The 17,295-nt window shown below is 66.8% G+C and carries 19 protein-coding genes and 2 pseudogenes; 12 read left to right on the forward strand and 9 right to left on the reverse strand.

Translation table 11 applies throughout. The features are described from left to right. Window positions 1-79: 79 nt before the first annotated feature. From GNX96_RS48385 to GNX96_RS03110, 3 genes are read right to left on the reverse strand one after another with little or no spacing between them, the layout of a single operon-like run. The gene (locus tag GNX96_RS48385) at window positions 80-205 is read right to left on the reverse strand and encodes a helix-turn-helix domain-containing protein (RefSeq protein ID WP_279579218.1); all 126 of its coding nucleotides are present in this window, start codon (window positions 203-205) and stop codon (window positions 80-82) included. A gap of 22 nt (window positions 206-227) precedes the next feature. Next, window positions 228-761 carry a hypothetical protein gene (locus GNX96_RS03105; protein WP_279579219.1) on the reverse strand — a complete coding sequence of 178 codons (534 nt, stop codon included), beginning with the start codon at window positions 759-761 and terminating at the stop codon, window positions 228-230. Continuing rightward, a complete protein-coding gene (locus GNX96_RS03110) occupies window positions 758-2,080 on the reverse strand; it encodes a hypothetical protein (protein WP_163566938.1) in 1,323 nt (440 codons plus the stop codon). The genes GNX96_RS03105 and GNX96_RS03110 overlap by 4 nt, the downstream gene beginning before the upstream one ends. 186 nt (window positions 2,081-2,266) lie before the next feature. Here GNX96_RS03110 and GNX96_RS03115 point away from each other — a divergent pair, with 186 nt between their 5' ends. From GNX96_RS03115 to GNX96_RS48390, 3 genes are read left to right on the forward strand one after another with little or no spacing between them, the layout of a single operon-like run. Further along, entirely contained in the window at window positions 2,267-2,950 is a 684-nt protein-coding gene (locus tag GNX96_RS03115) for a response regulator transcription factor (protein WP_279579220.1), read from the forward strand. A gap of 36 nt (window positions 2,951-2,986) precedes the next feature. Continuing rightward, entirely contained in the window at window positions 2,987-3,877 is an 891-nt protein-coding gene (locus GNX96_RS03120) for a hypothetical protein (protein ID WP_279579221.1), read from the forward strand. Then, window positions 3,874-4,134: a sensor histidine kinase gene (locus GNX96_RS48390; RefSeq protein ID WP_279579222.1), complete on the forward strand. Its 261-nt coding sequence runs from the start codon at window positions 3,874-3,876 to the stop codon at window positions 4,132-4,134. The genes GNX96_RS03120 and GNX96_RS48390 overlap by 4 nt, the downstream gene beginning before the upstream one ends. Window positions 4,135-4,224: 90 nt before the next feature. Here GNX96_RS48390 and GNX96_RS03125 read toward each other — a convergent pair whose 3' ends face one another. Together GNX96_RS03125 and GNX96_RS03130 are read right to left on the reverse strand one after the other, a co-directional pair. Beyond that, window positions 4,225-4,773 (reverse strand): hypothetical protein, encoded by a 549-nt coding sequence (locus tag GNX96_RS03125; protein ID WP_163566939.1) that lies wholly within the window; start codon window positions 4,771-4,773, stop codon window positions 4,225-4,227. Between the two features lie 352 nt (window positions 4,774-5,125). Next, window positions 5,126-6,304 (reverse strand): serine/threonine protein kinase, encoded by a 1,179-nt coding sequence (locus tag GNX96_RS03130; protein WP_279579223.1) that lies wholly within the window; start codon window positions 6,302-6,304, stop codon window positions 5,126-5,128. 316 nt (window positions 6,305-6,620) lie between these two features. Between GNX96_RS03130 and GNX96_RS03135 the strand changes: the two genes are divergently transcribed. The 9 genes from GNX96_RS03135 to GNX96_RS03165 all read left to right on the forward strand — a co-directional run bounded on the left by GNX96_RS03135 (window position 6,621) and on the right by GNX96_RS03165 (window position 14,540). Further along, window positions 6,621-8,795, forward strand: coding sequence for a fibronectin type III domain-containing protein (locus GNX96_RS03135; protein ID WP_163566941.1), 2,175 nt, complete (start codon window positions 6,621-6,623; stop codon window positions 8,793-8,795). Next, entirely contained in the window at window positions 8,792-9,514 is a 723-nt protein-coding gene (locus tag GNX96_RS03140) for an AAA family ATPase (protein WP_279579224.1), read from the forward strand. Before GNX96_RS03135 ends, GNX96_RS03140 begins: the two co-directional genes overlap by 4 nt. Beyond that, window positions 9,486-9,761, forward strand: a complete 276-nt coding sequence (locus tag GNX96_RS48395) for an AAA family ATPase (protein WP_279579225.1) — start codon at window positions 9,486-9,488, stop codon at window positions 9,759-9,761. The genes GNX96_RS03140 and GNX96_RS48395 overlap by 29 nt, the downstream gene beginning before the upstream one ends. Then, window positions 9,758-10,096, forward strand: coding sequence for a hypothetical protein (locus GNX96_RS48400; RefSeq protein ID WP_279579226.1), 339 nt, complete (start codon window positions 9,758-9,760; stop codon window positions 10,094-10,096). Before GNX96_RS48395 ends, GNX96_RS48400 begins: the two co-directional genes overlap by 4 nt. An 84-nt stretch (window positions 10,097-10,180) precedes the next feature. After that, entirely contained in the window at window positions 10,181-10,897 is a 717-nt protein-coding gene (locus GNX96_RS48405) for a DUF58 domain-containing protein (protein ID WP_279579227.1), read from the forward strand. After that, complete coding sequence (locus GNX96_RS03150; RefSeq protein WP_163566942.1) at window positions 10,894-12,618, forward strand: transglutaminase-like domain-containing protein; 1,725 nt, start codon at window positions 10,894-10,896, stop codon at window positions 12,616-12,618. The genes GNX96_RS48405 and GNX96_RS03150 overlap by 4 nt, the downstream gene beginning before the upstream one ends. Continuing rightward, window positions 12,615-13,037 (forward strand): hypothetical protein, encoded by a 423-nt coding sequence (locus GNX96_RS03155; protein WP_279579228.1) that lies wholly within the window; start codon window positions 12,615-12,617, stop codon window positions 13,035-13,037. The genes GNX96_RS03150 and GNX96_RS03155 overlap by 4 nt, the downstream gene beginning before the upstream one ends. 55 nt (window positions 13,038-13,092) lie before the next feature. Then, window positions 13,093-13,587 (forward strand): hypothetical protein, encoded by a 495-nt coding sequence (locus tag GNX96_RS03160; protein ID WP_163566944.1) that lies wholly within the window; start codon window positions 13,093-13,095, stop codon window positions 13,585-13,587. After that, window positions 13,527-14,540, forward strand: coding sequence for a hypothetical protein (locus tag GNX96_RS03165; protein WP_163566945.1), 1,014 nt, complete (start codon window positions 13,527-13,529; stop codon window positions 14,538-14,540). The genes GNX96_RS03160 and GNX96_RS03165 overlap by 61 nt, the downstream gene beginning before the upstream one ends. Window positions 14,541-14,826: 286 nt before the next feature. On the opposite strand, the pseudogene GNX96_RS03170 reads toward GNX96_RS03165, so the two are convergent. From GNX96_RS03170 to GNX96_RS03185, 4 genes and pseudogenes are all read right to left on the reverse strand, one after another. Continuing rightward, window positions 14,827-15,280, reverse strand: a pseudogene (locus GNX96_RS03170) (transposase). 113 nt (window positions 15,281-15,393) lie between these two features. After that, complete coding sequence (locus GNX96_RS62340; RefSeq protein WP_344313926.1) at window positions 15,394-15,708, reverse strand: HNH endonuclease; 315 nt, start codon at window positions 15,706-15,708, stop codon at window positions 15,394-15,396. Next, a pseudogene (locus tag GNX96_RS62345) lies at window positions 15,697-16,142 on the reverse strand (DUF222 domain-containing protein); the annotation flags it as partial. The pseudogene GNX96_RS62345 and the gene GNX96_RS62340, both read right to left, overlap by 12 nt. After that, window positions 16,052-16,636, reverse strand: a complete 585-nt coding sequence (locus tag GNX96_RS03185; protein ID WP_163566947.1) for a DUF222 domain-containing protein — start codon at window positions 16,634-16,636, stop codon at window positions 16,052-16,054. The gene GNX96_RS03185 and the pseudogene GNX96_RS62345, both read right to left, overlap by 91 nt. Window positions 16,637-17,295 lie beyond the last annotated feature (659 nt).

Consider the following 17,295-nt stretch of genomic DNA (forward strand, 5'->3'; position numbering starts at 1 on the left):
GCTTCGCCGATGGTTTGGTACGTGCCACGTTCGTTGGGTGCGACCAAAAGATTGCGGGGAGCGTCTTGGGCGGCGACAGTCACCGGGCGACCTCGTCCCGGATCCAGCCGCGCTGCGCGGCCTTGGCGCCGGCCTGGAACCGGCTGCGGGCGCCCAGCAGGTTGGTCATTTCCGACATCATCCGGCGGACGGTTCGTACCGACATTTTCAGCTGCGCGGCAGCCGCTTCATCGGTACTTCCGGAATACAGCAGGGACAACAGCCGGAGGGTGTTTTTCGCTCAACTGGTTCGAATGGGGCAGGTCAAAGGGGGCCAGCGGCATGGCGTCCGCCCACACCCGCTTGAAAAGCTCGGTGGTCGTGGTGATGATGCTCGGCAGCCGGAGCGTCGCAAGCGCCGGTATCATCCCGGCCGGGCCGGCCGGCAGGACCGCGACTTCGCCGTCGATCACGAGAGCGTCCATCGGCACCGCTGGCACGGTCCTGATGTCCGCGCCGGCGAGGCCGAAGGAAAAGAGCTGGCCGGCGATCCGCGGAGCCGTACGCGCCGCATCCGGGACCAGCAGACGATATTGCAGTCCCCGGCGCAGGTTGTCGTGGTCGACCTGCTGGATCCAGCCGATCGGACAGCTGGTGGGGACAACGCTGGTACGCATGATCAGCACCTGCGTTTTGGCGTTCGCCAGCAACGTGTTGATTCCGGCGACCGGGCTGGTGACCGAGGACCTGACAAGCGTTTCCAGGGTGAGGGCTGCGGTCATGATCCGAAACCTCCGATCGGGAGCGACAAAGTGAGGCCGGCGGCGTGTTCGCCGTCCAGTCGGGTGAGTCCGACGCCGGCTGGGTGGAGCATGCCGGCGAGTGCGGTGGAAGTGGCGTTGACCCCGCCCTCGGTGGTGGCCGCCAGCCGTACCAGCGCGCCGGAGCTCACCTCGCCGAGCTGGGAACGGGCATAGCAGGTCAGGGTGATCGCCACTGCGGCCGTGCCGCGATGCCGGTTCACCATGGCGTTGGTCAGGCTTCGTGCTGCGGTGTCGTCGATCTTATGCCAGCCATCGAGCCGAAAACAGGCTTGCGACACGACTCCGGTGGCGAGAAACCGCCAGTTTTCCCTTACTTCATGGCGACCGCCGGTAACGTGCGCCAGCGCCGCGATGGTTGCCAGCGCCGCCTCGTCGGCGAGCGGTTCGGTGTCGACACCGGCCCGGCGCAATGCCTTACGGATGCGCCGGAGCGCATTTCGCAATGCCAGCGCCAAATCATCGTCGATGGGGGTGTCGGCCGTACGGTCAGCGTGCACCGCGAGCCACATCCGTGGCGGTTCTCCCGGCCGGGTGCCCGAGTGGTAAACAGTCTGGACGCCGAATTCGGTGGACACCCCGGTGGAGCTGTCCGGGTGCGGCAAAAGTGCGGTGGGGGAGGGAAAAGTGGTGACCAGTTCGCGGGATACCTGCGCTGGCTTGATCATCGCGGTCAGGCCGTGTCGTTGGCTCATGACCATCACGGTTTCGGTGCCGGCGTCCATGCTGCGGATCGACGTTCCGGGCAGCAGCCGCTCGACCAACGCCAATGCCCGAGCGCCGGTGTTGGGCAGGTCGAAGCGCCGGTTTCGGGACAAGAACTGGTATCTGAGCACGGCATGTTCGTACAACCAGTGTCCGTGCAGGCGGACAGTGGTGACAATCAACAACAAAACTGCCGCGGTCGCCGCTGTCGCGATCACCGGCCACGGCCGGTGCAGGGTGAAAATGACCGAAAGCACGGCGATTTGCCAACACACCGCCTGGGTCACGCTGAGCTGCTCGACAATTCCGGTGGCTCGCTGCCGAATCGGAATGCGAACTCGGACCGGACCAGCCGGCGCAGGAGCCGCCGGGCGGGCGATGGGTGGCCGTGGCACGGGTGTCGTACGGGTCGCCGTCGCGGGCATCGGCACGGTTCCGGGCAGCGTGCCGAGTGATGTCGTACGGCCGGCGGTCCGCACCGCGGTGCCAATCACCGCTGGCGCCGCGGCGGCTCGGACCATCGGCCGCGGGGTGGTCACCGCTCGCGGATCCGCGGCCGCCGCCACCACCAGCATGGGGCGCGGGCGGGGCGTTCAGCTGCGGTGGGAAAGGCCGCCCCGCACGTCCCGGGGCGGGCCGGGGCGGGCCGCGAAACTCCTGCTCATCCACTGTGCGGGACCCCCGTTCCTGTTCTCGTGCCGTTTCGTTTCCTTGACCTTGCGCGCTTATGATTGCCCGGCCGACCTGAGGATTTGATGACAATGGGGCGCACTTTGCGGGTGTTGGTGGTAGAGGACGATGAGGACATGCGCGTCGCGGTGGCCGCCGAGCTGCGCGCGGCCGGGTTCGACGTGACGCCGGCGCCGGACATCGCGACGGCGGCCGCCGCCCTCTCGGCGAAGCCTTTTGTCTGCGCGGTGTTCGATCGAATGTTGCCCGACGGCGACTCGATCGAATATGTGCACCGATACCGGGTCGCCGGTGGCGCGGTGCCGGTGCTGTTTTTGACCGCCCGGGACCGCAGAACGGACGTGGTCGCCGGATTCGCCAGCGGTGCTGACGACTACCTGGTCAAGCCGTTCCGGGTGCAGGAGCTCACCGCACGGGTGCGTAATCTGGCCCGGCGGGCCGGTTCCGGGCGCTCGACGGTCTTGCGGTTCGGTGATATCGAAATGGATACCGCTCGCAGGGAAACCCGTCGTGCCGGCGTTTTGTTGACATTGTCCGCGAAGGAGTTCGCGGTGCTGGAATATCTGATGTTGCGCCCGGAGCAGGCGATTTCCCGGGCCGACCTGATCGAGCACTGCTGGGACGAGCTGTCCGACCCGAAGGCGAATGTGGTGGATGTGACGGTCAAAAGGCTTCGCGACAAGCTGCACGACCCGAATGTGATCCATACCGTACGAGGCACCGGCTATCGGTTCGGTTCGGCGGGCCAGTCGTGAGCCGAACCGCCGCGGACAAGCTGCGCCCTCCGCTGGGTGCTGACCATCCTGTTCACCAGCCTCAATATGGTGGGCCTGGTCGTGCTCGCGGTCGCGTTCCTGCACACCTATGCCGACCAGCAACAGAAACTCCTGGAATCCGATCTCCAGGGTGTCACGTCGACGGTTTCCCGATTACTTCAGTACGACAACAACACGCTGGTCACCGCGTTTATTCGGGAGGACCAAATCGACAACCAATGCCCGCAGTTCGCTGTGCTGCCCGGCGCTTCGGGCACTTTTCCCGGCTACTTCTCTTCGCGTACATGCGTGCCGATGGACAGCGCGATGCTCGGCGGCCTCGCGCACGACGCGGCGCAGTCCGGCCACATTCTTTCCGGCCTGCAATACGGTACGGACGGGCGCCGGGTGTGGGTGTTGGCCGATCCGGTCCGCAACCCGACCGGGCAGTACATCGGTGCGGTGGTGGCGGTCGCCGACGCCGGACCGGACCAGGCCACCTACGACCTGCTGGTGTTGGTCGTGGTCGGTGGTTGTCTGCTGGGGATCGCCGCGTTGGCCACCACCGGCTACCTGCTCGCTGGCCGGGCGATCCGGCCGGCCGCGATCGCGTTGGAACAGCAGGAAAAATCCTGCTCGCCGAGACCGCGCACGACCTGCGAACGCCGGTCGCGAAACTGCGGGCGCTCGCCGAGACCGCACAGCGTAATCCGGGCGTGCGGGCCGAGTTGTTGCCGCGTACGGTCGCTTTGGCCGCTGGCATGGGAGAAACCATCGACGGCCTGCTGGTACGAGCGAGGCTGGCGGCCGGCCTGGACGAGCTCGCCCTCGAGCCGGTCTGGCTCGACCAACTGGTCGCCGGTGTGGTCGAGGAGTCGACCGAAGTCGGCGCGAATGTCACAATTGCCGCGGCGCCCTCCCGGGTGACTGTCGATCCGGCGCTGGTGCGCCGAGCTGTCCGCAATCTCCTGGAAAATGCATTGCATTACGGCAAGCAACCGGATCAGGCCGCGATCGTCCACATCACCGTCACGAACGGCCGGATCACCGTCGCCGACCACGGCCCCGGAGTGGCCGAAGACGTTGCCGAATTCGTCCTCGATCGCTTCCACACCGGTGGTGGTTCGACCGGGCTCGGGCTGTCCATTGTCCGTTGGGTCGCGCAGGCGCACGGGGGGTTTTGAACGTCTACAACGCGGATGAGGGTGGTGCTATCTTCGAGTTGGATTTGGTGCGTACCACGTCATCCCCGATTCGCCAGCGTTAGCTGATTTCTATTGTTGGCAGGTGGCGCCGCGGATGGGTTTGGGCTGGCTTTCGTACACCTGGGAGTCACTGCTGCTGCTGTCCACGGCCTGAATCTGGAAGCAGTATTTGCGGGCTGGATCGACCGCAACGGTGAGCGACCGCAGGCGATTCGCGATGACCACCTTGGTCGGTCCGTTTTCCTGCGCCACCACGACCGCGAAATCCAGGTTGGGCACGCTGCCGGTCCAGTTCAGCACGACCTCGTTGCCCAGATCGGTCGGATTGGAGAGCGTGAGCGTCACGGATTTCGGCGGCTGGCCGGACGGCACGCTGGTGGCCACTGACCGTACCGGCCGGGGAGTGGTCGTCAGTTCCGGCGGATGTGACTGGAAAACCAACACCAACGGCACCACCACGGCAACCGCCAGCGCGGCCGCGCCAATGATCATCCGGTACGGGATGCGGCGGCGCGGCTCCCTGGGGGCGGGGGCGGCGGCGGGCACGGCCGGCGGATAGTGCGATGGCTCGGCTGTCGGCAGCAAGTCGTCGAAATCGTCGTCGGGCGGCTCGGCCAAACCGCTGCCCGGCTCGGTGAAATCTTCTCGAGGCTCCGCGAAATCCCGCGTCGGCGCAGGGAAATCACTGGTCGGGCCGGGCGACGGCTGGTCGAAAACATCCGGAAGTTCAGCGAAATCCGCGGCTACCTTCGTGAAGTCGTCCTCTTGGTGGTCGAACTCGGCCGCGTTGTCCGGTGTATCGAAGTCGTCGAATGCGCCCTCTCGCCGCCGCGTGCCGGCTCAGGCGCGACCTCGACCACCTCGGGAATGTCGACGACAGTCGCCGCAGTGGTGGCAGCCTCAACCAGCGGCTCGGCGATCACTGGCTGGACGGGGTATTCCGCCACCGGCGCGACGGCTGGCCTTTCGACTATCGGCGCGACAACTGGTTTTTCGGGCGCTGGCGAAGCGAACGACGGGTTCGGGGTTTCCTGGAAATCGTCGAAGTCATCCTCGTCGATCGCCGGCTGGTATGGCGTCTGTACGACCGGAAGCGGCCGTGGATTCGGGGCCGGAACCGGTGGCGTCGAAGCGGCCGGAGGTGGCGGGATCGGCGCAGCGGCGGCGGCGGCGGTGTCGGAACAGGCGGTGTCGGAACAGGCAGAGTCGGAACAGGCAGGGTCGGAACAGGCGGTGTCGAAACTGGCGGTGTCGGAACAGGCGGCGCGGCCAGCGGCGGTGCGGGGCTGGTGGGCGGCGCTGGCGGTTGGAACGGCGGCGGCGCATGATGATAGGCCGCCGGCCCGCGTTGTTGGTACGCCAACAAAGTTGAGAGCCGGTACGCGACGAATTCCGCGGACACTGGCCGGCGAGCCGGGTCGGCACTCAACAAGGCGCCAGTCATCAGGGAAAGCTCGCCCGGCACCCCAGGCAGCGCGATGGGCGGCACTGGTTCGCGCAGCACCCGCAAAACCCGGTCGCCCAGGCGTTCGCCGAGCCGGCCGGGGTGTGGCGGCCGGCCGGTCAGCGCGAAATGCAACACCGCGCCGAGGCCGTAAAGATCGGTGCGGTCACTGAGTATGTCGTCGCGCAACGACTCGGGCGACAGCCATTCGATCGACTGCATGGGATCGCGCGGGAAAGCCCGTCGAAGCGGCACCCCGAAATCGGCGAGGACCGCCTCGCCAGTGGGCCGGAACAGCACGTTTTTCGGGTGTACGCCACCATGTGGCACGCCGACCGAATGCGCGGCGGCCAGTGCGGTGGCCGCCGCGTACCCGAGCACCAGCACGTCGGACGGCTGCAACGCGCCACAGCGCTGGACGAGCGCGGCCAGCGACTGCGTGCAGAACTCCATTCGCAGCGCGTGTCGGCCGTCCGGCAGCTGCTCGATCCGGGACGGGATCAGGGCGGCGGGGACTCGCAAGGCGCGCAGCTTCGCGAACTCGCGGTCCAGCTCGGCCACCGTACGCCGGTCGAAACGGCCGGGAAAGACCTTGAGAGCACTGGAAACCCCGCCGAGGTCGGATCGGTAGACGGCTGCCATCGGGCCGCTGCCGACGCTGGTCAGCTGCTCGTTCAGGGACATGGATGCCTCGGTCGTACTCATGCTGGACGGGTCACGTCCAGATAGGCGCAGCAATGCACGAGAAGCATACGCAGGTCGCCGATGATTTCGTTGACAAGATCCGCTGGTGCGTACGAGCGAATTCCTCGGCGCCGAAGGTGAAAGCGCCGAGATTGCGCCCGACTGGTACGAACACCGTCACCTCCCTGATATGCCGTGGCCGTTCGCCCGATGATAGGTACGTTGACCGGCGCCAGCGGAAAGCGGCAGCTTGCTGCCGAACGCCCCAGGGGCAAACGCCGACACATCCAGCGTCGGTGGGGACCGGTCCCGGCCGCACCGGCCTACGGTGCCCCGCGTGACCGAACCAGCGGGTTCCGACGATCGCAAGCTCGTCGCGTCCACGGCCCGGCGATCGCGCCGGGGGCCGAGGTCGTGGCGGCGGTCGCTGTCGATCGTGACCGCGGTGGCGGTCGGTACGGTCCTGGTCGCGGCGGCTTTCAGCGGCGCGGTGCCGCCGGTCGCGGGCATGCAGTTCCACCCGACCGGCCACTGGGTTTACGACACCGCCTTGCAAACGGCGTTCCACGTCGACGGCGCGACCACCAACGTGGACGCGCGGGTGCCGGTGGCCGGCGACGCGGGCAGTCAGGTGGTGCAGAGCGACACCGACGGATATGTGGTCGGCGGTTCCCGGATCGTCCGGTTCGGCAAGTCCAACCTGAAGGTCCAGAGCACTGTCGTGCCACCCTCCGACGAGGTCCCGCTGACCATCGAATCGGTGGGCGGACCTTACCTGGTTTACCGGCAGGCCGGGAAAATCGTCCGCCTCGGTACGTCACCGGTGGTGATCCCGACGGGGGATCGGATCGGCGATCCGGTGGTCACCGCCGACGGCACGATGTGGTTGCTGCACAGCGAAACCGGCCTGGTGTGCACCCTGCCCAAGGCGGCGGTGAGTACGAACAGTTGCCCGGCGCGGGTGCCCGCGGGCCACTCCGGCGCGTTGACGGTGATCGCCGACAAGCCGCGGGTGCTGGACACCACCGCCGGGGTGCTGCGCCCGATCAACCCGGACGGCCTCGGCGCCGGGCTGCCGGTGGGCGTGCCGACCTCGGCCACCACTCAGGTCGCGCCCGCCGACGCGGGCGGCAAAGTGGCGCTGTTGGATGCCGCCAAACATGCCCTCTACCTGGTCGATCCGAAGACCTCGGGAAGCAGGCCCATCACTGTCGACCTGCCGCCGGGCCAGTACGACGGACCGCTGTCCGGCGGGTCGGTGATCGCGGTGGTGAACAAGACGACAAGCACTGTCACGACGTACGACATCAAAGGCCAGCGGACCGACAGCAAGCAGATCCCGGTGACCACCGGCGCGCCGAAGATGACTCGCGGCGCCGACGGCCAGGTGTATGTGCAGGATGGTGGCGGCAGCCACCTGCTGGTGGTCGGCAAGGACGGCAAGGTCGCGGACGTACCGGTGGCGACCGAGCCGGTGCCCACCGCCGTACCGAGCACGTCCCCGAGCCCTGGCGGTCCAGCATCCCCGTCCGCGCCGCCGTCGCCGTCCGCGCAGCCGCCTCAGCCCACGCCCCACCCCGAACCGACGACCAACCCCGAACCGCCCGCCCGCGCCGCCGAAACCGCCGGCGCCGCCGGAAGCGCCAGCGTCCCGGAAGCCGCCGGTGCCACCGAGCGCACCGGGTGCTCCGGTGCGGTGGCCGCCAGTGCTGGCTCCGGGTCGGCCACCGTGACCTGGAACGCGGCCGCCGCCAACCGCGCGACCATCGGCGGCTATCTGGTCAGCTGGTCCGGAGGTTCGACGACCGTCGCAGGGGGGGGCGCGCGCCGAGCGACCGTGAGCGGGTTGACCAACGGCCAGAGCTACACCTTCAGCGTGGCCGCCCGGAACAGCGTCGGCCTCGGCCCGGCGGCCGGCTCCAACGCGGTCACTCCGGCCGCGGCGGCGAGTGCGCCGGGAGGCTTCACCGCGACCGCCTCCGGCAATGACGCCTCGTTGAGCTGGTCGCAGCCCAACCTCGGCGGCGGCACCCTGCAGCACTACACGGTCACCGCGAGCGGCATCGGCAGCAGGTCCGTGGCTGGTACGAGCACCAGCTACTCCGGGCTGCGAGGCGGCCAGGTCACCTTCACCGTACGAGCGGTGACCACGGTCGGCGGCCGTACGATGACCGGCGCGGCCGCGTCCAGGACCGTCACGATCGCCGTGAAGAACCCGAAAATCTTCATCAGTCGCGGCAGCGACACGCACAGCTCGGACTGCAAGTCGCCGAACTGTTCGTGGATCAACATGCGGCTCACTGGTTTCGCCCCGAACACCCGCGTCGAGCTTGAGCCGTACGCCAACGGGCACGTCTTCAGCGAGCCGTGCGTCACGACGACCGACTCGTCCGGCGCCGCCACCTGCGACAACGACACTCGCTACGACGTGCCGGACACCACCGTCTACGTCTACGCGGACACCGCCGACGGCCGGGTCCAGTCGAACACTTTGTATTGGGAGCGCAGATGAGTCAGGCAGATTACGTCGCCCACCAGGTGTACGAGCGGATCGCCACCAACGTGCAGGCTGTCGTACGTGGCAAGCCGCGGGCTGTCCGGCTGGCGGTCTGCGCGTTGCTCGCCGAGGGTCACCTGCTGATCGAGGACGTGCCCGGGCTGGGCAAGACGACGATCGGCCGCTGTCTCGCGCGCAGCATTGGCGGGACGCTCAGCCGGATCCAGTTCACGCCGGACCTGTTGCCTGGTGACATCACTGGTGTGCAGGTGTATCACCAGAATCTGGAACGCTTCGAGTTTCATCCGGGTGGGGTCTTTGCGAACGTTGTTCTCGCCGATGAGATCAACCGTGGTACGCCGAAAACTCAGTCGGCGCTGTTGGAGGTGATGGCTGAGCGGACCGTCACGGTCGACTCGGTGCGGCATGAGGTGCCGCGGCCGTTCCTGGTGATCGCGACGCAGAACCCGATCGAGATGGAAGGCACGTACCGGCTGCCGGAGGCACAGCTCGACCGGTTCCTGATGCGGATCGAGGTCGGCTACCCGGACCTGGAGACCGAGGTGATGGTGATCAAGGGGGAGTGCGCCGGTTTTGGCCCGGACGGACTGTCACCGGTGGTGTCGCTGGCCGAGCTCTACGCGGCGGTGCAGCAGGTGCGTACGGTCCATGTCGAGGACGAGATCGTCCGGGTACGCGGCCCAGTTGGTCGCGGTCACTCGTACCCACGCTGACCTGCGTTATGGGGCCAGCCCGCGGGGCAGCATCGCGTTGGTACGCGCAGCACAAGCGCTCGCCGCGACTTATGGACGCACGTACGTGACTCCTGACGACATCAAGGAAGTGGCCGTGCCGGTCCTGGGCCACCGGCTGATCCTGACTCCGGAGGCCGAGCTCAACCAGCGCGAACCGGCGGTCATCGTGGCCGAGGTGCTTGACCACACCCCGGCCCCGACCAGGGTCGGCGCGGAGCGTCGATGACCCGGCTGACCGGCCGCGGGATCGCCGTCCTGGTCGCCGCGGTCGCCCTCTTCGTCGCTGGCCAATGGCTCGGCTATCCGGTGCTGCTCGTGCTGGCCGCCATCGGCGCCGGTGTCGAGGTGGCGTCGCTGATCGTCGGCGCGCACCGGCCGCGCGCCACCGTGTCGCGGGAGGTCTACCCGGACCGGGTGGCCCGCGGCGGCGCGCGCGCTGGCTCGCCTTCGGGTGCGCAATCCTGGCACCCGCTGGCAAACCGGTTTCACCGCCGGCGACTGGGTCGGCGAGCGGTTCCGGCACGTGGTGGTACGACCGCTGCGCCAGGGCGCCACCGCTGAATACAGCTATGAACTCCCGACCGAGTGCGCGCGGCCGACACACCGTCGGTCCGCTGACCCTGGACCGCGAGGACGCGCTCGGGCTTGGGTCGGAGCCGGCTCACCACCGGCGACACGGCGACACTGTGGGTCCATCCGCGTACGCTCCCCATGCGCGCGATTTCCAGCGGACGCCTGCGAAATCACTATGCAGGGCCGCCCACGGCGTACGCGTTGGGTGGCTCGATGGACCTGCGCGAAGTGCGCGAATACGTGCCTGGGGATGAGGTCCGGCACCTGCATTGGAAGGCGACCGCGAAGACCGGGCAGCTGATGGTTCGCGACTACGTGGACCCGAACCAGCCGCGGTTCACCACACTTTTGGACACCCGCCAGGATTTCATGCCGGCGAGCGTGTTCGAGGACGCCGTCGACCTGGCCGCGTCATTGCTGGTTTCGGCCGTACAAGCCGATTATCGGTGCCGGTTCCTGAGCACCTGCGGGCTCGATGTGGCGACCGCGTCGGGGGTGCGTTCCGGCGCTCGTCAAGTGCTGGACGAGTTGTGTCAGCTCGGTCGCGCCGAGCAGACCGGGCCGCTGGTGCCCCCTCAGCTCGGCGGTGGCGGCGGGCTCGTGGTGGTGCTTTCCGAGCTTTCGCCGGCGGATCGGACCGCGCTCGCGGCCATTCGTGGCCGGTTCGCCACGGTCGTGTTGATCATGGTTGGCGGCCGTACCGAGGTGGCGATTCCGGGCGTACGAGTGCTGTCCGCGGCGACGGCCGAAGACGCCGTCCATCGCTGGAACACGGTGATCTCCCGATGAAAACTCGTCTTTCCGCGGTGCCGGTGCTGCTCGCCGCCGGAGTCGCCGGCCTGCTTTTCGAGCCGGTCTTTGGTCTGTGGGCGTTGATACGGCCCATCGCCGCAGTGCTGGTCGCCTGCTATTTGGCCGTCGAGTTGGCTTTGCGGGTACCAAAACTGGCGCAGTGGCGAGCGTTGTTGGTGCTGGTCGGTGGGCTTTTGGCGGCCGTCTACAGTGAACTGTGGGCGACCACGCTCGGCGGGCTGCCGACCGGTGCGACCGTACGAGCGATCGCCGCCGGTGTCACCCAGTCGTGGCAGTTGACGCTGCAGTCGACCTGGCCGGCCCGGCCGGATCCGGAGCTGCTGCTTTTCGTGCCGTTGGCGGTGGTCGCGGCCGCACTGTTGGGCCTGGAACTGCTGCGATGGGCACCGGCCGCGTTGTTGCCGAGCCTCGCGGTGGTTGGCCTCAGCCAGGCGTTCGTGCCGCTGACCGGTGCGGCGGCGACCGGCGGCGCGCTCTGTTACGCGGTGGCCGCGGCCGCACTTTTGGTGGCATCCCGCCGATCCGTCGGCCACCGGACGCCGCTGCGAGTCTGGATGTGGGCGCCCACCGCGATTCTCGGGGTGCTGGGCGCGCTGGCGATGATGGTCGCCGACCCGGTGACGCCGACGGTTTCGCTGCGACAGATCCAGGCTTCCGCGGCACTGCCCGAGGACGTGGCCAGCCCGCTCGACGAGGTGGCCGCGGATCTGCGTCAACCGGACCTGCCGGTGTTCAGCTATACATCCAAAACTCAGGTCGACCGCTGGCGGTTGGCGGTGTTGGACGGCTTCGATGGCGCTGGCTGGTCGTTCACCGCGACCTTCCGCCGGATGGGCAGCACGGTCTCGTTGCCCAGCACGATCACTGCTCCGACCGTACGCCGGGACGCGAGTGTTTTCCTGCCCGAACCCAGCGATCCGTGGGTGCCCAGCCAGCCGCTGCCCACCTCGGTCGCGGGTGCTGCTCCGCTGCTGGATCAGGAGTCAGGTGTCCTGGTCGTGCCGCACCGCGATGGCCCAGTGCACTACGACCTGTCCTGGAAAGAGCCAAAAGTTGATGCCGTGCAGCTCGGCGGGGCGGCCATCGACCCGCATGCGGCCGGCGGTTTCGCCGGCCTGGGCGCGGTCCCGCCGGAAATTTCCACCCTGGCCATCAAAGCAACCGATGGCATGCGGCCGTCCTTCCAGGCAGCGCTGGTTTTGGAGCGCTATCTCAGCGAAAACTACAAAGTCGCCACCGGTACCGACCTGCCGACCGGTGCCGGCTGGCCGCAGCTGAGCACCTTCCTGCTGCAGACCAAACGCGGCACCAGCGTGCAGTTCGCCGCATCTTATGTTGTGTTGGCGCGGATTCTCGGCATTCCCGCTCGGATCGCCGTGGGTTATCGGGGCGAGCAGGCACTTACCGGTGGTACGACGATCGTACGGAACCGGGATGTGTTGGCCTGGCCGGAAGTCGCGGTGGCCGGCGTCGGCTGGGTGCCGCTGGATCCGACCCGGACGGCCAGTGGCTCCAGCGTCACCGGCGCAGCTTACACCAAAACCGACACCGGCCGCCCGCCGCCGCGGCCGCCCAGGCCCGGTCGGAGTTGCCGCCGTCGAAGGACCTCAAGGATCCGCCGCTGCCCCCTCAGTCCTTCGGTGGCCCGGTCGACCTCGCGGGCCTCACTGTCTTGGCTTTTCCTTTTGTTCTCGTGATTTTGGTGCTTTTCCTGGCCGCGGTGGCCGGCGTGCCGGTGGCCAAACGGATCCGTACCTGGCGTCGGCGCCGAGCCACCGGGTCGGACGGCGTGGTCGCCGCGTGGGCGGAAGCGCGCGATCTGCTCCGCTCCCATGTCGTGCGGGTGACCAGCGGCATGACCGTACGCGATGTGGCTGCCGCTTGCTTGCTCCTGAACGGCCCACCCGTCGCTGAGCATCTGGCCGTACTAGCTGTCCTTATGGACTCAACTCTGTGGTCCGGCGCGCGTACCCAGGCTGGCGCGGTCGAGGCCGCTTGGGCGGCCGTCGCGCTGATCCGCCGCGCCCTCGCCGGCCGCCCGGTCCGCCGCCGGCTCGGCGCCGCCTTCCACCCCACCAGCCTGCGTCCGCCCCGGCAAACTCCCGTACCAGTGTGACCCTCGGCTGCCTGGCGCGTTCTGATGTCTGTCGATCCGCGTCGGGAGGAATTTCATGAGCCGGCATACCTTGAGAGCCCTGGTGGTCGCCGCCGCGCTGCTGGTGCCGCCAACCGGCGCGTACGCGGCGAGTCCAGCCGCCCCGGGCACACCCGTGCCAGCGGCCGTGGCGGCGCCTGCCTGTGCAATCCCGCCCAATGCCGACGACAACGTGCTTCGGGTCATCCGCGATGTGGCCAACCAGCGTGGCATTGACGGCCGAGTTCGGCTGTCCGAATTCGAGACCGCCTGGGTCGAGTCACACGTCAACAACCTGCCCTGCGGCGACGCCGACTCAGTCGGTGTTTTCCAGCAGCGGCCCAGTCAAGGCTGGTGTTCGCCCGCGAGCCTGTGCATGGACGTACCGCATGCCACCAACGCGTTCCTCGATCCGCCATCCCGCTCGGGGCCAACAACCCCGGCTGGACCGCTGGGCAGATCGCGCAAGCGGTGCAGCACTCCGCTTACCCGGATCGCTATGACCAGTCGCAGGCCATCGCGCAAAACCTGATCAGCCGCGCGAACGGGTTGCCCGGCGGCGGTCTGCAGCCGGCCGGTCCGGGCTCGGCGCAGGTCCTGATCGCCGGGATGGACTCCAGCCTTTATCACGAAGTCCGCTATCCAGACGGAAACTGGACTGGTTTCGGGGGTCTTGGTCGGACCGCCGAATCGGTCAGCGTCGCCGGAATGAAGGACGGCTCAGCCCAGGTCGTGATCGTCGGAAGTGACGACCGGGTCTATCACCAGGTGCGCTATCGGGACGGCAGTTGGAGTGGTTTCGCCGGGCTGCCGGGCATTGGTACGACCCTGCCTGCCGGCGCCAAAAAGGTAGCCATCGCGGGCCTCCCAGACGGCTCGTCGCAGGTCCTGATCATCGGCACCGACGATCGCGTCTACCATGAAGTCCGTTATCCGAATGGAAACTGGAGCGGATTCGCCCAGATCCCCGGCATCGGCGCGGCGAACTTCATGACCGCGCAAGCCATCAGCATCGCCGGAATGCCCGACGGCTCGTCACAGGTCCTGGTCGTCGGACTCGACGGCAAGGTTTATCACCAGGTCCGCCACGCGGACGGAAACTGGACGGGTTTCAACGGTCTACCGGGAATCGGCACTACCGCCGCGGCCGGCGGCAAGAAAGTCGCCATCACCGGGATGTCGGACGGCTCGGCGCAAGTCCTCATCATCGGCACGGACAACAGCGTCTACCACGAGATCCGTTACGCCAACGGAAACTGGACCGGCTTCGCGGGCGTGCCCGGCATCGGCACCACCGCTGCGGCCGGAGCGAAGGAAATCAGCATCGGCGCTGACCCGGACAACTCGGCGCAGGTTGTCATCATCGGCCTCGACAACCACGTCTATCACGAAATCCGCTACGCGAACGCGAACTGGACTGGAGCGGTTTCAACGGCCTGCCCGGCATCGGCACAACCGACCCCCCCGCCGGCGCCACAAAGATAACCATCACCGGAATGCCCTAGCCTGAGTTTCCGGGCTTGAGGACGCGGCAATTCATCTTCGTTGCGATACCTCACTTTCCACCCTTCCGGCGGTATTACCCAGTAGTGCAGGGATCGCGATTCTTGTCGGGTCTCGCCTGGCGATAGACTTCCGCACTCCTGCACCACCACCTGCAAGTACGTCATAGCGAGACTCTGGCGACCTGGGTAATACGCCGGGGCGTCCGAGTCAAGCCCATTGACCAGCGGGTTCGTCGATGTTGATCATGAAAGGCCGGAAACTCCGGCTAGGTGGCTGCGAGGAGGACGCCGTCGAGGTAGTTGGTGGCGTATTTCTCGTAGCGGGGGCGATGGCGCGCCATTGTTTGATGCGGCCGAAGGCGCGTTCGACTATATTGCGTTCTTTGTAGATCTCAGGGTCGAAAGCTGGGGTCGGCCACCGCGTGAGCCTTTGGGTTTCGCGATCCTGGATATGCTCGCTGCGCTCAGGGATCGTGTGGGGGATCTTGAGATCACGCAGCTGCTGGCGGGTTGAGGGGTGTGAGTACGCCTTGTCCGCCAGAGCGTGGATCTTGGTCGTCAGCCCGCCGCGCCAAGGCATACCGGTCCGGAACCGCCATACGAGCTCTTCCAGCGTCAGCCGATGATCATTCCACGGTCGGCCCCGTCGGCACCACGCTTCGGCAAACCGGCCTCAATAACAGCCCACAATTCATCCGACATAGCACCCGTCCGCAGCATCCATTCATGATCACCTACCCAGCCGCGCCGAATAAGCAGACACGCTCTAGCCAGTCGGTGGCAGAGTTTGTCGGCCGCCGGGCGTGCTGCTGCCCGGCGGCCAGGTGGGCTTTCTATGCGGCGAGCTGGTTAATCCCGCGGATGGGTCTTCGTTCGCGGTCAACGTACGCGGGCGGCAGGAATTCAACGATTCCGTCAACAATGCGTACGTCCCAGCCGCCGTGGTGCACTAAACGATGGCAGCGATCGCACAGGAGTACGCAATTGTCAAGGCAAGTATGCCCACCATCGGCCCAGTGCTGCACGTGGTGCCCCCGCGTCCAGCGGGGTGGTCGGCCGCATCGGGCGCAGCCTTTGTCTCGTGCTATCAGGGCTTTGCGTAGGGCTGGTGTGATGAGTCGTTCGTTGCGTCCGACATCAAGGGGCACGCTGTCGCTGCCCAGCACGATCGGGATGATGTCCGCGTCACAGGCAAGCCGGCGGACGCCTTCGGGGGAAATCGGTGCGCCGCTGTGTGGGTATGCGGCTCCGAGGCGGTCTCGGAGCATGTCCCAGTTGATGGTGATGGTGAGATGCGGTCGCTCGGCGCCCTGGGTGGGGAGTTTCGCGGAGTCCGCGATCAGATTCAGGGCTTCCGCGAGCGCGTCCCCGTTGCGTTCGGACACTGACCGCTGATCAGGGTGCCGTTCTCAGCGGGCCGGGGTTTGGCCAGTGGGCTCAGAATTTCACTGAACAAAGTGCCGGTTTCACCGTCAAACGAACCAGTGAAGTTCAGGCGCCCGTCTGTCCCGGTGTGCAAGGACAGTTCGCGGCGTGGTGTCTCGTTTTCATGTTCGGACGGCGCTGGTCCGTCGGGGTCCAAGTGGTCATGGATCCGTCGCCCGACTTTGGCCAGGCCTGGTGTGCGGTGTACCGTTTCGCGTGCTCCACCAGCGACGCTTCGGCTTCTTCGCGGTCTTTGATGGTTACCCTGGCCGGGAGCCTGTTAACGACCCCAACAATCGTGTCGATTTGGGAGTCGGCGAGTTCCCCGCGGCGCATCGCATGGCTCGCGATGCTGAGTGTGGGTGCGAGTGTTTCACCGGTCAGGGCTTGGCTGGGGCACAGGTTCAGGGCTCGTTTGTAGCGTCGGGATGCCTCTGTGGGGGACAGTCGAAGGAGGTCTTGCAGCATGCCCAGGGTGTTGCGGTGCCCGAGCGTCTTGCCGACGTTTCGCCGGTGGATCGCCGCGACAATGTCCAACACCTCGACCTGCAGCAACCGAACCGCTTTCTCTTTCTCCTGCAGCAACTCACCCAGCTCATCCGGGTCACACCTCCAGAGCTCTGGAGAGGTGGTGTCATCGCCGGCGGCCATGACACTAATTCTACCGCCGGCACCGACAGTTTGATGGCGTACGGGTAATCAGGAAATGCATACTTTCACAATAACCCCAACGAAACATATAGAGCGCGCGCGTTCAACGTTTTGTGAGCCATTCGTTGCTTTCGCAGATGGCCCAGTCGGCAATAGTCACTGGAGTCGCGGAGGTGACGGTCGAGCCCAAACTCAGGTCTTGAACCACCCCCGGAAACGTGATGCTGGTTTGTTTGCCCGCTGAGGGGGAGAACGAACCTCGCCCAACCCCCGTACCCAAGCCGCCCCACCCGTCGATCCCCGTTCTTCCTTGAGGCTCCACCCGAAGGGACCCACCACCCCGCCGACCCTTCCTGTCAGGTTGTGTTGAGACATTCCGGCGAAGTAAGAGGGGTGCGGCGCGAAACTGTCGTACCCACCCGCGAAAGTTGCCCCCACCCAGTGACGGGGGGGGGGTGGGTCGAGAGGCAGACCTTAATTTTTAGTTGAACATCGATCCTCAAACCCACCCCCCGCCCGTTCAAAGGGAGGGGGCTAGAAAACAGCATCGGTACGACAGTTTCGCGCCGCTTCGGTGTGTTGGCGGTTAGCCGGGCGCGGCGAGGTTGTGGGTGGTGAGCCTTCTTCAGAAGCGGGCATAATCTGACAAACCGTTGCCA

The organism is Fodinicola feengrottensis, assembly GCF_010993775.1.
In the GTDB taxonomy this organism is placed as follows: Bacteria; Actinomycetota; Actinomycetes; order Mycobacteriales; family HKI-0501; genus Fodinicola; species Fodinicola feengrottensis.

Bases quoted from the DNA above. Each gene is read 5' to 3' on its own strand.
- GNX96_RS48385 (WP_279579218.1), bottom strand. From the start codon at position 205: ATGTCGGTACGAACCGTCCGCCGGATGATGTCGGAAATGACCAACCTG.
- GNX96_RS03105 (WP_279579219.1), bottom strand. From the start codon at position 761: ATGACCGCAGCCCTCACCCTGGAAACGCTTGTCAGGTCCTCGGTCACC.
- GNX96_RS03110 (WP_163566938.1), bottom strand. From the start codon at position 2,080: ATGCTGGTGGTGGCGGCGGCCGCGGATCCGCGAGCGGTGACCACCCCG.
- GNX96_RS03115 (WP_279579220.1), top strand. From the start codon at position 2,267: ATGGGGCGCACTTTGCGGGTGTTGGTGGTAGAGGACGATGAGGACATG.
- GNX96_RS03130 (WP_279579223.1), bottom strand. From the start codon at position 6,304: ATGAGTACGACCGAGGCATCCATGTCCCTGAACGAGCAGCTGACCAGC.
- GNX96_RS03140 (WP_279579224.1), top strand. From the start codon at position 8,792: ATGAGTCAGGCAGATTACGTCGCCCACCAGGTGTACGAGCGGATCGCC.
- GNX96_RS48400 (WP_279579226.1), top strand. From the start codon at position 9,758: ATGACCCGGCTGACCGGCCGCGGGATCGCCGTCCTGGTCGCCGCGGTC.
- GNX96_RS03150 (WP_163566942.1), top strand. From the start codon at position 10,894: ATGAAAACTCGTCTTTCCGCGGTGCCGGTGCTGCTCGCCGCCGGAGTC.
- GNX96_RS03160 (WP_163566944.1), top strand. From the start codon at position 13,093: ATGAGCCGGCATACCTTGAGAGCCCTGGTGGTCGCCGCCGCGCTGCTG.
- GNX96_RS03185 (WP_163566947.1), bottom strand. From the start codon at position 16,636: ATGGCCGCCGGCGATGACACCACCTCTCCAGAGCTCTGGAGGTGTGAC.